Source organism: Sphaerisporangium sp. NPDC051011, assembly GCF_040653595.1.
In the GTDB taxonomy this organism is placed as follows: Bacteria; Actinomycetota; Actinomycetes; order Streptosporangiales; family Streptosporangiaceae; genus Sphaerisporangium.
In genome coordinates, this window is the sequence record NZ_JBFAGG010000007.1 from 1 (window position 1) to 14,804 (window position 14,804).

The window sequence follows — 14,804 nt, forward strand, 5'->3', positions numbered from 1 at the left end:
CACCCGGTTACATTCCGAACCCGGAAGTTAAGCTTTCCAGCGCCGATGGTACTGCACCGGGGACGGTGTGGGAGAGTAGGACACCGCCGGACAATCTTTGTTATGCAGGAGGGCCACCCGAGGCTTCGGGTGGCCCTCCTGCGTTTCCGGGGTGTTTCTGTGCTTCCCGTGTTTGTCGATACCCGTCGGCCGACCGGGAAACGGGCCTCGCTCCGCTCTGCTCGCGGCGGATGACCGGCGGGCCGTCGTATCAGGGCGCCGGGTTCGCCGAGCCGCTTCCCACCGCGCCGGCGCCAACCACAGACCAGCCATACGACGGAGGACAAAGACAGGCGGCGCAGAACCCACCGACGACCAACTCGTCGCTGAGACCTGCCACCCGAGCGGGAAGAGCCGCTGAGAGACCAGGAAGTCGAGGCCCACCGGCTGACCGGGGAAATGGGCCTCGCTTCGCTTGATTCCAGGCTGAAGCCCGGCTGGGCATGTGCGTCCGCGTGGCCTGCTGCCAGTTTGAGAAGCGTTGGGCGTTCGTCCAGCTTGTTGGCTGGAGGAGAGAGCGGGAAGATGTCCCGATCTCTCCTCTGTCGGTGCTGTGGGTGGGGTTAGGGGACTATCAGCAGGGCGTCGCCTACGGCTCGTTCGATGCCGTCGCTGGGGTGGTTTACTACCTTGCCTTTGACGACCATGGCGCTTGAGCCGCCACCGTCGAGGTTGATGGCCTGGCGGGCGCCGAGCCAGAGCATGAGCTGGGCGGCTTCCACCATGGAGGCTCCGACGGTGACGCCGGGCTTGCGGCCGTCGACGACCGCAAGGATGAGCCGGCCCGACTTGGTGACTCCGGCGAGGGTGCGCGGGTGGCGGCGCAGGATCATGTTGACGTTGGCGTGCCCGTCGGCCTTGGCGGTGACGTGCTCGATGCCGTCGCGGACGAGCCCGACGCCGCCTCCGATGATGCTGGTCTCGGGGGTGAGGGGGATGGACTTGCCCGAGCGCAGGTCGGTCACCTTGTAGGCGATGTCGAGCGTCCACTGCTCCCAGGCGTGGGACCAGATCCAGTCGGACATGATGCCGGTGCCGTGCAGCACGCGGGTCCCGGGTTCGACGTCGCCGCCGGCGCGGCGCAGCTCCAGCACCTGGCCGTTGGCGTCGAGGACGGCCTCGGCTCCGTCGTCGGCCGGGGTCTTGGCGCCGAACTCCTCGGTGTAGAGGACGAGCTCGTCGGGCTTGGGCGCGCGGTTGACGCCGCTGATGCCGGTGCGCTCGTCGTCGGCGGAGGTGGCGGTGACGGTGGTGCTGACCTCGGTGATCCTGGCTGAGCGTCCCTTGAGGATCAGCGCGCTGCGCCCGGGGACGGCCTCGCTGAGCAGGCGCCCGTCCACCACGGAGATGCCGACGGGCTCGCCGCGCAGGTGCTTGTCGGTGTGGATGTTGAAGAACCCGCCGTTCACGGCGGCGATGGCCTTGGCCTGCTTGGCCATCGCGGAGGGCCGTTCCTGCTTGGCGACGCTCACGCCCACGCTGGAGTGGTAGGCGCCCCGGAAGGCGCGGGGGTCGATGGTGAGGACGCGGACGTCCCAGGGGCCGGTGGACTGGACGCCGTCGTCGCCGAGGAAGTCCGCCTTCGCCGTGATGCCGGCCTCTTTGAGCTGCTTCACGACCTTGTCCGCTTCCTTGCGCTCCTTCAACGTCCACAAGCCGGTGCGGACCATGTAGCCGGTGCTCGCCGGGTAGTCGGCGACCTCGGGGCGGGTGAACTCCTGGACGCTGACCTCGAAGCCCACGGCGCGGACGGACTCCGCCGCGGCCTCCGCCTGGGCGCGGGTGCCGTAGTCCTTGCCGTTCATCAGGACCGACACCGTGTAGCCGTCGGTCGCGCTGCCGTGGAGGAGCGTGAACAGGTCGATGCCGGGTGCGACGGCCGTGTGGGTCTGGGCGGCGACCCCGGGCTGCCCGAGCGGGAAGTTCGACGTAGGGAGCTCCGTGCGCGTCGAGAGGGCGGCGGTCTCGGCGAGGGCGGCGGACGGGGCGCCGGCCACCAGAAGGGACAGCGCGAGGAGGCCGACGTGGAGGCGGCGTCGCGTCCGACGAGGCGGACCCGGCGGGTACGGCGTCAGGCGCGGCATCGGACGTGGCATCAGGGGCTCCCGGGGGGTGATCGCATCCTTGGGGACCAAGGTCATGGCTGCGGGACCATGGTCATGGTTGCGACACGCCGAGCGCCCGGGAACACGCCAACGTCTATGAGAATGTAACCGACTGTTATCCGCTGTCCGGAAATGTTCTATTAAGTGTTGAATTCTTGGCCTGTGCCGAGGTCTGGTGGGCTACGCCTGGTAAGCGAGACCGGCGACCAGGGGATCACGCGCACGACCGCGGGGGGTCACTTGAGCAGCGCGGCCAGGCGTGCGCCGTCTAGACCGTGGGCGGTGACGCCGTCGGCGCCGGTCATCGTGTGGAGTTCTCGCCCGCGCCTCCCGTGCGGTCGAAGGCGGAGCCGCCGTGCGGGAGCACCATCGTGACCCCCGTGCGTGCGGGGCCCCGGCCGACGACGCGGGGGCCGTCGCCCTCGATCAGGGTGGTATGGCCTAGTTGACGCCGGCGACGTCGGTGATCGCGTTGTACCGGCAGGGAGTGCCGGTGCCGATCACGATGCCGTGGTCACGTGCCCGCATGGACGTCGTCTCGCCGTGGGTCACCGGGTCTCCCTTCGGAACGACTCCAGTGCCAGCAGGGCGACGTGGAGGGACAGACAGGATTCGACGTCGTCGAGGTCGGTGTCGAGGATGCGTTCGAGGCGGCGGAGCCGGTCGTAGAAGGCGGGCCGCGACAGGTGGGCGCGCTGGGCGGCGACGGCCTTGTTGCGCCCGGCGTCGAGGTAGGTGCGCAGGATTCCGGTCAGGTCGCCGCCGCGGTGGGCGTCGTGGGCGAGCAGCGGGCCGAGTTCGCGCTCGGCGAAGGTCTGCAGCCGGGCGTCGTCGCGCAACAGGTGGAGCAGTCCCCGCAGCCGCAGGTCGGGCAGGCGGTAGAACGGGCGGCGGTCGGGCTGGCGCGCGGCGGCCTCGGCGACCTGCTCGGCCTCCAGGAAGCTGCGGCGCACGTCGCGGACGGACTCGACGACGGAGCCGGCGGCGAGGACGAACGGCGTGGCGAAGGCCGTGCGGAGGCGTTCGGCGAGCGAGGTGAGCGCGGTCTCGGCCGTGGTACGCGGAGGTAAGGGGAGCAGGACGCCGACGCGGGTCTGGTCCAGGGCGCCGACCAGCGCGGGCAGCTTCGCGTCCCGGCAGGCCGCGGCGGCGGCCTCGGCGAGCTCGCCGAGCTGTGCCTGGAGGTTGAGCGCGGTGTCGGTCGGGTCGGTGAGCCGCAGCACCACGCTGATGAGCTTCCTGCCGGTGAGGGGGACGCCCACCGCGCGGGCGCGGGCGGCGGCCTCGTCCGGGTCGGAGTAGGCGTGGGTGAGGATGCCGGTGATGATCGTGCCGTGCGCCTGGCGTTCCAGGCTTTCCTGGTGGCGTTCGAGCAGGCGGCCGAGGGCGAGCGTCGTCGCGGCGCGTTCGGCGAGGACGACGTCGCGGGGACCGGGCGGCGCCTCGCACAGGAGGATGAGCCGCCCCCAGTCGTGGCCGCGCGCCCCGACCATGGTGACCAGCCAGCCGGAGGAGGGGTCGTACGCCGTGCGCTCGTGGGGGGCGACGGCGCGGGATCGGGCCTCCCAGTTGGCGAGGAGCGCGCCGGTGTCGCGGCCGGCGGATTCGCAGGCGAGCACCTGGTGGGCGAGGTTCTCCAGCAGCGCGGGCCGGGCGGACAGGCGGGAGACCTGGGCGAGGACCTCGGCGGGGGAGGCGCCCTCGACCGACAGCTCGGTGAACACCTCGTGGAGCTGCTCGGAGGCGCGCAGCTCTTCGAGCTGGATGTCGATGATGCGCGCGTGCACGGACTCGGTGATCTGCACGAACGGGGTTTCGCGGCTGAGCGTGACGAGGGGCAGGCCGTGGGTCTCGGCGGACTCGACGACCGCGCGGGGCAGCTCGCGGATGAACCTGCGGCCGAGTTCGACGATGAGGCCGGAGGCGCCGACGGCGGCGAGGTCGGCGATGTAGTCGGCCAGCTTGTCGGGTTCCTCGGGCAGGGCGACCCCGGTGGTGAGGATCAGCTCTCCGCCGCGCAGCAGGTGGGCGATGTCGCTGACCTCGCCGACGTGGACCCAGCGGACGCGGGTGTCCAGCCGGTCGGCGCCCGCGACGACGCGCGGGCTGCCACGGCGGACGGCGTCCAGTGCGAGGACGTCGGCCAAGGTCGGTAGCATACGTCCGAGCGTAGCCGATCACGATGTAAGAAAGACCACCCACTACGTGACAGGGTGACGGCGTCGGTGCGCGTCCGTGCCGTGACGGTGCGTACCCTCCCGCCGCTCCTGCCTGCCGTCTACTGTGGGTGATCGGGAAGGCGGGCGAGCTCAGCCGCGCCCGGCGGCGGCGTCCTCGGTGGGAGACGAGGGCGGGGCCGATTGAGGTGGCGGGCCGGCCTCGTCCAGGTGGTGCCGCAGCCGGACCTCCAGGCCGTCGAGCAGGGCGACCAGGCCGAAGTCGAAGGTGAGACTCTTGGTGATGCCCATGTCGCTGTAGTCCTGGGCTCTGTGCCGGGCCAGCAGGTCGGGGTAGTCGGCCGCCGCGACCTCGACCTGCTTCCTCAAGGTGTCCAGCCGCTCGTCGGCGGAGACGTCCGAGCCCGCCACCATGTTGAGCCAGCTCACCTCGGGCGTCGTGGCGCCCAGCGTGTACGACACGACGGCGCCGGTGGCGTAGTGGAGGATCCTGCCGGTGAAACCGGCCCTCTCGAAGGCGACGGTGAGGGCGGCGGTGACCGCGAGCGCGTTCGGCCCGAAGCTGGGCAGTACGCCGAGGAGGGGGGCCACCCAGGGGTGCCGGAGCATGGTCTGGCGCATGCCGTAGGCGAACACGGCGGCGGCGTCCCGCCAGCTCCTCTCGCCCTGCGGTCCGGGGACCCTGGCCTCGGCGAGCACCTCGTCGAGGCAGAGCTCCAGCAGCTCGTCCTTGTTGGCGACGTGCCAGTAGAGGCTGGTCGCGCCCGCGCCGAGCTTGGCGCCCAGCTTGCGCATGCTGAGCGCCTCCATGCCCTCGGCGTCGAGGATCTCGAGGGCCGCCCGGACGATCTGCCCGCGGCTCAGCGCGGGCTGGTCGCGGCCGCGCCGTGGCGGGGTTTCCCGGGCCCAGACCGAGGTGAACGGCGGCTTGTTCGCCACTGGTGCGCCTCCTTGGTTCACTCAAGGATAAAACCACTCGCACACTGTCCGATGCATATCGTACGCTGTGCGAGTGACTTCGAACACTGTACGAGAAGCCGGGCACGGCGGTGCCCCGGAGAAGAACCCTCGCCGCTGGTGGATCCTCGGCGTCCTCTGCCTCAGCCTGCTCGTGCTCGTCGTCGACAACACGGTGCTGAACCTCGCGATCCCCTCCCTCATCCGCGACCTGGGCGCGACCCCGTCGGACATCCAGTGGATCATCGACGCCTACGTCCTGGTGTTCGCCGGCCTGCTGCTCACCACGGGCAGCCTGTCCGACCGGTACGGCCGGCGGCGCTTCCTGACCATCGGCCTGGCCCTGTTCGGCGGCGCCTCGGTGGTGGCGATGCTGGCGCAGGAGCCGTGGCAGCTCGTCGGCGCGCGGGCGCTCATGGGCGTCGGCGGCTCCTTCCTCATGCCGAGCACGCTGTCCATCCTGATCGTCGTCTTCGACGACTCCGAGCGCCGCAAGGCGTTCGCCGCCTGGAGCGCGGTCGCCATGGTGGGTGTGATCGCCGGGCCGACGCTCGGCGGTTTCCTCCTCGAGCACTACTGGTGGGGCTCGGTCTTCCTGCTCAACGTGCCGATCGCGGCCCTCGCGATCGTGGCCGCGGTGCTGCTCATGCCGGAGTCCCGCGCGTCCTCCCGTCCCACCGACCCGTTCGGCGCGCTGCTGTCCACCATCGGCATGACGGGCCTGGTCTACGCGGTGATCGACGCTCCCCGCGCGGGCTGGACCTCGACGGGCACGCTGGTCGCGCTCGCGGTCGCCGCGGTCGCCCTCGGGATCTTCCTGGTGTGGGAGCGCAGGTCGGAGCATCCGATGCTTCCGTTGGGACTGTTCCGCGACCGCAACTTCCGGGGCTCGTCGCTCTCGATCGTGCTGCTGTCGTTCGGCACCGGCGCGCTCCTGCTGATGCTCACGCAGTACCTGCAGTTCGTCCTCGGCTACAGGCCGATGCAGGCCGGCCTCGCGCTGCTGCCGTACGCGGTGGCGGCGGCCCTGTTCAACGCGGTCGGCGCCGGGCTCGGTCAGAAGGTCGGCAACCGGCTGCTGATCACGGGCGGCATGGTCGTCATCGCCCTGGGCTTCGTGGTCATCGCCCTCATCGGCCCGGGCGACGGGTACGGCAAGCTCATCGCCGGTCTGCTCATCATGGGCGTCGGCGGTGGTCTCGCCGGGCCGGCCGCGTACGCGACGCTGCTCGGCGCGGTGCCGCCGGAGCACGCCGGGGTCGGGTCGGCGCTCAACGACACCGTCCAGCAGGTCGGCATGGCGCTGAGCGTGGCGGTCCTCGGCAGTGTCCTCGCCGGGATCTACACCGCCCAGATGCCGGACGACGCCCCGGCCGCGGCCAGGGACTCGATCGGCGCGGCGCTGGCGTCCGGCGACCCGGGGCTGGCGCGGGCGGCCAAGGACGCGTTCGTGTCCGCGATGTCCTTCGGCGCGTGGGTCGACGTCGCCCTGACGCTCGCCGCGGCCGTGCTCGCCTTCACCATGCTGCGCTCCCGGACGGCCCACGCCGCCGCGGTCGCCGACCGCCAGGCCGAGACCGTCTCCTGACCGGCCCCGTTCCCCTGAACGACCAGATGTTCGTTCACCCAAGGTCCCCGTCACCCGGCACGGGCCGCCGTCCGGGGCGGGGGCCGTCGACGTCCCGCGGAACGGACCGTTCATGATATGTCAGGACATCATGTCCACATGGTCACAGGACAATAGAAGCAGGAGGTTGCCAGCATGTAATGTGAGCTCGCGGTACGCCGACACATTGGGGGTAATGCCCATGGCGATAAATCGACATAATCAGGCTATGTCCGACCTTCTTGCGCGCCATCGTGCGGTCATGCCCAACTGGTTGTCCATCTACTACGACGAGCCCATCGAGATCGTGCGGGGGAAGGGCAACCGCGTCGTCGACGCCGAAGGCCATACCTACCTGGACTTCTTCGCCGGCATCCTCACCAACATGATCGGGTACGACGTGCCCGAGGTGCGCGAGGCCGTGGAGCGTCAGATCGCCACGGGCGTGGTGCACACCAGCACCGTCTACCTGCTGCGCGGCCAGATCGAACTGGCCGAGAAGATCGCCAGGCTGTCGGGCATCGAGAACGCGAAGGTCTTCTTCACCAACTCCGGCACCGAGGCCAACGAGACGGCCCTGCTGCTCGCGACCTACGCCCGCAAGTCCGACCAGGTGCTCGCCATGCGGCAGAGCTACCACGGCCGCAGCTTCGGCGCGCTGTCGGTCACCAGCAACCGCTCATGGAAGAACAACTCCCTGTCGCCACTGAACGTGCACTTCCTGCACGGCGCCGACCGCCACCTCCCGCAGTTCCGGGGCCTGTCCGACGCCGAGTACATCGAGGTCTGCGTCGAGGACCTGCGGCACGTGCTCGCCACCGCCGTCTCCAACGACGTCGCCGCGCTGATCGCCGAGCCGATCCAGGGCGTGGGCGGCTTCACCATGGCCCCCGACGGCCTGTTCAAGGCGTACAAGGAGGTCCTGGACGAGGAGGGCATCCTCTTCATCTCCGACGAGGTGCAGACGGGCTGGGGCCGTACGGGCTCGGCGTTCTTCGGCATCCAGAACCACGGCATGACGCCGGACATGATGACCTTCGCCAAGGGCCTCGGCAACGGGTTCGCGGTCGGCGGCGTCGTCGCCCGCGGCGACCTGATGGACGGCCCGCACGCGATCGGCCTGGCGACGTTCGGCGGCAACCCGATCTCCATGGCCGCCGCCAACGCGACGCTCGACTACGTCCTCGACCACGACCTGCAGAGCCGCGCCGCCGTCACCGGCGGGATCCTCATCGACGGCCTGCGTGAGGCCAAGGGCCGCCTGCCCATTGTGGGGGACGTCCGCGGCAAGGGCCTGATGTTCGCCGTCGAGCTCGTCGACCCCGCGACCGGCGCCCCCGCGCCCGCGCTGGCCGGCCGGTTCATGGAGGAGACCAAGAAGCTCGGCCTGCTCGCGGGAAAGGGCGGCCTGTACGGCAACGCGCTGCGCATGGCGCCCCCGCTGACGCTCACCGAGGACGAGGCGCGCGAGGGCCTCGGCATCATCGTCACCGCGCTGGAGACGATCAACGAGGAGGTCGGCAAGTGACGGCCCCTGAGCAGAAGCGGGTCGGCCACTGGATCGCGGGTGCGCCGGTGGACCAGCCGTCCGCCCGGCAGGCGGAGATCTTCGCCCCCGCGACCGGCGAGGTGAGCGGGCACGTGGACCTCGCCTCGGCGCGGGAGGTCGACGCGGCGGTCGCGGCGGCGGCCGCGGCGTTCCCGGCGTGGAGGGACGCCTCGCTGGTCAAGCGCGCGCAGGTGCTGTTCCGCTTCCGCGAGCTCATGTACGCCCACCGGGACGAGCTGGCGGGGCTGATCAGCTCCGAGCACGGCAAGGTGCACTCCGACGCGCTCGGCGAGGTCGCCAGGGGCCTGGAGGTCGTGGAGTTCGCCTGCGGCATCCCGCACCTGCTCAAGGGCGGCTTCTCCGAGAACGTCTCCACGAACGTGGACTCCTTCTCGATCCGCCAGCCGCTCGGGGTGGTGGCCGGCATCACGCCGTTCAACTTCCCGGCGATGGTCCCGATGTGGATGTATCCGATCGCGATCGCCTGCGGGAACGCGTTCATCCTCAAGCCGTCCGAGCGCGATCCCTCGGCGTCGCTGCTGATGGCGCGGCTGTGGAAGGAGGCCGGGCTGCCGGACGGCGTGTTCAACGTCGTGCAGGGCGACAAGGAGGCCGTGGACCGCCTGCTGGAGCACCCCGGCGTGCGCGCGGTCTCGTTCGTCGGCTCCACGCCGATCGCCCGGTACGTCTACGAGACCGGCACCCGGAACGGCAAGCGCGTGCAGGCGCTCGGCGGCGCCAAGAACCACATGCTGGTGCTGCCGGACGCCGACCTGGACCTGGTGGCCGACGCCGCCGTCAACGCGGGGTTCGGGTCGGCGGGGGAGCGCTGCATGGCGATCTCGGTCGTGCTCGCGGTCGACCCGGTCGGCGACGAACTGGTCGACAAGATCGTCCAGCGGGTCGGCGGGCTGACGATCGGCCCGGGAGACGACCCGGAGTCGCAGATGGGCCCGCTGGTCACCCGCGTCCACCGGGACAAGGTCGCGTCCTACCTGGACACGGCGGTCGCGGAGGGCGCCAAGCTCGTGGTCGACGGGCGCGAGACCCCGGTCAAGGGCGGCACGACGGCCGCCGAGACGCCGGGGTTCTGGCTCGGGCCCACGGTCATCGACCAGGTGCGCCCAGGGTCGGTCGTCCACCGCGACGAGATCTTCGGCCCGGTGCTGTCGATCGTGCGGGTGTCCTCCTACGAGGAGGGCCTGAAGATCATCAACGACGTCGAGTACGGCAACGGCACGGCGATCTTCACCAACGACGGAGGCGCGGCCCGCCGCTTCCAGAACGAGGTGGAGGTCGGAATGGTCGGCATCAACGTGCCGATCCCGGTGCCGATGGCGTTCTACAGCTTCGGCGGCTGGAAGGCCTCGCTGTTCGGCGACACCCACGTGCACGGCACCGAGGGCGTCCACTTCTACACGCGCGGCAAGGTGGTCACGTCCCGGTGGCTCGACCCGAGCCACGGCGGCGTCAACCTCGGGTTCCCCACGAACAAGTAACCAGGGCCGGCGCGGGCCCGCCGCGACGGGCCCGCGCCGCGGACGTGGCGCCGTCGCGGGCGGCTAGGCTGCTCACAAAGGTGGGGCGGACGAAGGGGGCCCGCGTGACGAAGGTCAGAGGACGTCGTGCGGGCCTGCCGGCGCTGGCCGGGGCGGCCGTGGTGCTGCTCGCCGGGTGCGGCGCCGCGAGCAGCGCGTCCGAGTCGGCGCTCGCGCGCGGCGGCGTGACGTCCCATACCCCTTCCACACCGGCCGTCTCGCCGAGCCCGGCGACGCCCACCCCCCGCGCGTCCTCCACTCCGTCCCCGACGGCGCCGGGGCGCGGTGAGGGCGCGCTGACCGTCCTGGCCGGCCGCGGCTACGCCGAGTACGGCGCGAGCGACTCGGCGGTCAATTGGGTGGGGGAGTTCGAGCGCGGATCCGGGTGCAAGGTGAACATGCGCTACCCGCAGCCCGGCCCCGACGGCATGGACAAGCTGGTGTCCCAGGGCGCGTTCGACGTCGTCTCGGCGCCTCCGGAGGTCGCGGGCCGGTTGATCGCCGAGAAGAAGGCCGCGCCCCTGACCACCTCGCTCCTCCCGCATTACCAGCAGATCCCCGAGTGGCTGCGCGGCCAGCGCGCGATCACCTCCGGCGGCGCGGTGTACGGGGTGCCGTACCTGTGGGGGTACTACCTGACGCTGTACGACGCCGGCGCGCTGTCGCGGGCGCCGCGGGACGCGCCGTACACCGACCGCGGGCCGGTCATGCTGAAGGACAGCCCGATGTCCATCGCGGACGCCGCGCTGGCGCTTAAGGACCGGCGGCCCTCGCTGGGCGTGAAGGATCCGTTCCAGCTCACCCGGCAGCAGCTCGACGCGGCGGTGGCGCTGCTCGGCGAGAAGAAGGACGCCGGGCGTTCGTACTGGACGATCCCGGTCGAGGCGCTGCAGGGCTTCACGGGAGGCGGGGTGCGGGTCGAGCGGGCCCTGCCCTACACCCTCGCCGTCGCGTCCCGCGCCGGGTGGCCGGTGAAGGCCGTGGACGAGCGGGGGCCGACGACCGGCTGGGTCGACTCCTGGATGATCTCGGCGCAGGCGGCGGCGCCCAACTGCGCCTACCGCTGGATCGACTGGGTCGGCTCGGCCAAGGCCCAGCAGCAGGCGGCCGCGTGGAGCGGGCTCGCGCCCGCGAACCCCCGGGCCTGCTCGTACGCGCCCAAGGGGGGCGCCTCCCAGGCGGCGCGCGCCGCCGTGGCCGCCCGCCTCTGCGACGCCTACGGCGTGGGCGACGACGCGCGGATCGCGAAGATCGACTTTGCCGTTCGCCCGTCCAGGGATTGCGGGGGCGGGGAATGCACGGACTATGCCGACTGGGCCGCCGCGTGGCAGCGGCTGGTCCGATAGACGGGGTTCTCTTCACCGGCGTGTGAGAAGACCCCGGGCGCGCCCGTTCCCCCGCTGGGCGCGGCCCGCTCCGGATCATCCCCCCGAGTCCGGAGCGCCTTCTCGCAGCGTGCCGAGTGTCCGCGGGCGTGTGGCGCTTCCCGGCGTGCGATCCGTGTCCTGAAGGGTCGCTGAGGGGCTTTCCGGCGGGTGGCGGCGGTCTGACGCGACGAAATCCGCAGGGTCGGGCCGGTACTCCGTGCATCTTTGCTGACTGAACGACCAGCCAGTATTGAATGGTCGACCAGTCAGTTGGTACCGTCGTCGGCATGCGCATTCTGCTCGTAGGCGCAGGTGGCGTGGGGTCCGCAGTGGTCCCGATCGCCGCGCGCCGGGATTTCTTCGAACACATCGTCGTCGCCGACTATGACCGCTCACGCGCCGAGGCAGTGGTCTCCAAACAGGTCCTGTCCGGGCCCGCCCCCGGACGAGACGCCCTCCGGTTCAGCGCCATCGGCCTGGACGCCTCCGACCAGGACGCGGTGGAGGCCGCCCTGCGCGAGCACGAGTGCGACGTGCTCTTCAACGCCGTGGACCCCCGGTTCGACATGCCCCTGTTCAAGGCCGCGCTGAACGCCGGCGCGCACTACCTCGACATGGCGATGTCCCTGTCCCGGCCGCACCCCAGCCGGCCGTACGAACTGCCCGGCGTGAAGCTCGGCGACGAGCAGTTCGCCCTGTCGGCGGACTGGGAGGAGAAGGGGCTGCTCGCCCTGGTCGGCATGGGCGTCGAGCCCGGCCTCGCCGACGTCTTCGCCCGGTACGCCGCCGACCACCTCTTCGAGAGCATCGACGAGATCGGCATCCGCGACGGCGCCAACCTGGTCGTGGAGGGCCCCGACGGGGAGGAGGCGTTCGCGCCGACCTTCTCCATCTGGACCACCATCGAGGAGTGCCTCAACCCGCCCGTCGTCTGGGAGGACGGCGGCTGGCACACCACCGAGCCGTTCAGCGAGCCCGAGATCTTCGACTTCCCCGAGGGCATCGGCCCGGTGGAGTGCGTGAACGTCGAACACGAGGAGGTGCTGCTCGTCCCCCGCTGGGTGAAGGCCCGCAAGGTGACGTTCAAGTACGGCCTCGGCGCGGAGTTCATCGACGTGCTGCGCACCCTGCACAAGCTCGGCCTGGACTCCACCGAGCCGGTGCGCGTGCGCGGCCTGGAGGTCTCGCCCCGCGACGTCGTGGCGGCCTCGCTGCCCGACCCGGCGACCCTCGGCGAGCGGATGCGCGGCAAGACCTGCGCGGGCACCTGGATCAAGGGCGTCGGCAAGGACGGCGGGCCGCGCGAGGTCTACATGTACCACGTCGTCGACAACGAGTGGTCGATGCGCGAGTACGGCGCCCAGGCGGTGGTCTGGCAGACGGCGGTCCACCCCGTGGTCGCGCTGGAACTGCTCGCGCGCGGCGAGTGGAAGGGCGCCGGCGTGCTCGGCCCCGAGGCGTTCGAGCCCGAGCCGTTCCTGGCGCTGCTGAACGAATACGGCTCGCCCTGGGGCATGCGCGAAGGCTGACGCCCCCGGTCCGCCCATCTGGAGGAGGCCGGGAGAACGTTCAGGAGAACGTTCAGGAGAACACGGCCCTGGTGGGCGAGTAAGGCTTGCGCCGCGGCGCGGGCGTCGCGGGCGTCAGGGCCTTGGCGCACTCGTCGCACGCCATGACGGGCCGGTTGTCGGGAAGCCTGCCGACGCGGACCCGGGGGCGCGGCCACTTCTTGTGGCAGACCACACAGGCGTCGCCGTCGCGCTGCGGGCCTGTGAGATCACCAGGGTCGAACGTCAAGGTGAGCCGTGCGGCTCCGGCTGGATCCCAGCTACTCATCCTGCTCCCGCTGATCGAATGTCTCGTACCCGAACCGTTATAGCGTCATTACCCTCAGTGATCGACTAGGGTGATGTCAAGGACGGGTTAAATCGCACGCATCGCCCCCGCCGGACAACAACAAAAGGGACACCTAGCAGCAAGCCGGGTGCCCCTTTTGTGGTGCTACTAAACGGCCGAGAAGGCCTTCTCCAGGATGGACAACCCCTCGTCGAGCAGGGCGTCGGAGATCGCGAGCGGGGGCAGGAAGCGCAGGACGTTGCCGTAGGTGCCCGCCGTGAGGACCACCAGGCCCTCGGCGTGGCAGAGCCGCGCGATCTCGCCGGTGAGGGCCGCGTCCGGCTGCTTGGTCCCCGGGACGACCAGCTCGATCGCGATCATCGCGCCGCGCCCGCGGACCTCGCCGATGACGTCGAAGCGCTCGGCCAGCGCGCGCAGGTGGGGCATCATGACGGCCTCGACCCGCCGGGCCCGCTCCACCAGGCCGTCGGCCTCGATCGTCTCCAGCACGGCCAGCGCGGCCTCGCAGGCCAGCGGGTTGCCGCCGTAGGTGCCGCCGAGGCCGCCCACGTGGACGGCGTCGAGCAGCTCGGCCCTGCCGGTGACCGCGGCGAGGGGCAGGCCGCCCGCGATGCCCTTGGCCGTGCAGATGATGTCGGGGACGATGCCCTCGTCCTCGCAGGCGAACAGGTGGCCGGTGCGGGCGAAGCCGGTCTGCACCTCGTCGGCGATGAACACGATGCCGTTGGCCTCGGCGTACTCGGCGAGCCTGGGCAGGAAGCCCCGGGCCGGCACGACGAAGCCGCCCTCGCCCTGGATCGGCTCGATCACGATCGCCGCGACGTTGGCCGCGCCGATCTGCTTGTCGATCGCGTCGATGGCCTGGGCCGCGGCCTCCTCGGCGCAGTTCTCCGGGCCGGTGGGCCAGCGGTACGGGTAGGCCATGGGCATCCGGTACACCTCAGGGGCGTACGGGCCGAACCGGTGCTTGTACGGCATGTTCTTGGCCGTCAGGGTCATGGTCAGCAGCGTGCGGCCGTGGTACCCGTGGTCGAACACGACGACGGCCTGGCGGCCGGTCGCGTGCCGGGCGACCTTCACGGCGTTCTCGACGGCCTCCGCGCCGGAGTTCACGAGGAACGAGCGCTTCTCGTGGTCGCCGGGGGTGAGCCGGTTGAGCTTCTCGCAGACCTCGACGTACGACTCGTACGGCGTGACCATGAAGCACGTGTGGGTGAAGTCGGCGACCTGCCGCCGGACCCGTTCGACCACGCGCGGCGCGGAGTTGCCGACGGTGGTGACGGCGATGCCGGAGCCGAAGTCGATGAGGGAGTTGCCGTCCGCGTCCACGACCACGCCGCCGCCCGCGTGGGTGACGAAGACCGGCAGGGTGGTCCCGATGCCGGGCGGCACGGCCGACCGCTTGCGCGCGAACATCTCCCGCGACCTCGGGCCGGGGATCTCGGTGACCAGGCGGCGCTCCTGCGGAAGCGAGGGGCCGCCGTGCGCGAAGGGCTGCTCGTGTGCGTCACGCTCGGTGCTCATGCTTCGACCGTAGGGCCACCGGCCCCGGATGCCGATCTGGCGACATGGCACAATAAGGGCATTCTCCTTGTCCAAGTTGTACAAG

10 protein-coding genes and 1 rRNA gene are annotated in these 14,804 nt (G+C 71.0%); 6 read left to right on the forward strand and 5 right to left on the reverse strand.

Going from position 1 to position 14,804, the window contains the following annotated elements; genetic code table 11:
- Positions 1–92: ribosomal RNA gene (gene rrf, locus AB0H21_RS17420) — 5S ribosomal RNA — on the forward strand; the annotation flags it as partial.
- Positions 93–602: 510 nt separating this feature from the next.
- On the opposite strand, the gene AB0H21_RS17425 is transcribed toward rrf, so the two are convergent.
- The 3 genes from AB0H21_RS17425 to AB0H21_RS17435 form a co-directional block, all read right to left on the reverse strand.
- Entirely contained in the window at positions 603–2,135 is a 1,533-nt protein-coding gene (locus AB0H21_RS17425) for a phosphodiester glycosidase family protein (protein WP_358517327.1), read from the reverse strand.
- Between the two features lie 557 nt (positions 2,136–2,692).
- Positions 2,693–4,303 carry a PucR family transcriptional regulator gene (locus AB0H21_RS17430; protein WP_358517329.1) on the reverse strand — a complete coding sequence of 537 codons (1,611 nt, stop codon included), beginning with the start codon at positions 4,301–4,303 and terminating at the stop codon, positions 2,693–2,695.
- Positions 4,304–4,453: 150 nt separating this feature from the next.
- The gene (locus tag AB0H21_RS17435) at positions 4,454–5,260 is read right to left on the reverse strand and encodes a TetR/AcrR family transcriptional regulator C-terminal domain-containing protein (protein WP_358517331.1); all 807 of its coding nucleotides are present in this window, start codon (positions 5,258–5,260) and stop codon (positions 4,454–4,456) included.
- Between the two features lie 73 nt (positions 5,261–5,333).
- Between AB0H21_RS17435 and AB0H21_RS17440 the strand changes: the two genes are divergently transcribed.
- From AB0H21_RS17440 to AB0H21_RS17460, 5 genes are all read left to right on the forward strand, one after another.
- Entirely contained in the window at positions 5,334–6,866 is a 1,533-nt protein-coding gene (locus tag AB0H21_RS17440) for an MFS transporter (RefSeq protein ID WP_358517333.1), read from the forward strand.
- A 247-nt stretch (positions 6,867–7,113) separates the two neighbouring features.
- Complete coding sequence (locus tag AB0H21_RS17445) at positions 7,114–8,412, forward strand: aspartate aminotransferase family protein (protein WP_358517334.1); 1,299 nt, start codon at positions 7,114–7,116, stop codon at positions 8,410–8,412.
- 32 nt (positions 8,413–8,444) lie between these two features.
- A complete protein-coding gene (locus tag AB0H21_RS17450) occupies positions 8,445–9,932 on the forward strand; it encodes a CoA-acylating methylmalonate-semialdehyde dehydrogenase (RefSeq protein WP_358518017.1) in 1,488 nt (495 codons plus the stop codon).
- Between the two features lie 104 nt (positions 9,933–10,036).
- Entirely contained in the window at positions 10,037–11,317 is a 1,281-nt protein-coding gene (locus AB0H21_RS17455; RefSeq protein ID WP_358517336.1) for an extracellular solute-binding protein, read from the forward strand.
- A gap of 308 nt (positions 11,318–11,625) precedes the next feature.
- On the forward strand, positions 11,626–12,867 hold the full coding sequence (locus tag AB0H21_RS17460; RefSeq protein ID WP_358517338.1) for a saccharopine dehydrogenase C-terminal domain-containing protein: 1,242 nt from the start codon (positions 11,626–11,628) through the stop codon (positions 12,865–12,867).
- A gap of 52 nt (positions 12,868–12,919) precedes the next feature.
- Here the strand turns inward: AB0H21_RS17460 and AB0H21_RS17465 are convergent, their stop codons facing one another.
- Together AB0H21_RS17465 and gabT are read right to left on the reverse strand one after the other, a co-directional pair.
- The gene (locus AB0H21_RS17465; RefSeq protein WP_358517339.1) at positions 12,920–13,174 is read right to left on the reverse strand and encodes a hypothetical protein; all 255 of its coding nucleotides are present in this window, start codon (positions 13,172–13,174) and stop codon (positions 12,920–12,922) included.
- Between the two features lie 168 nt (positions 13,175–13,342).
- Positions 13,343–14,719, reverse strand: a complete 1,377-nt coding sequence (gene gabT, locus AB0H21_RS17470; RefSeq protein WP_358517341.1) for a 4-aminobutyrate--2-oxoglutarate transaminase — start codon at positions 14,717–14,719, stop codon at positions 13,343–13,345.
- Positions 14,720–14,804: the final 85 nt, after the last annotated feature.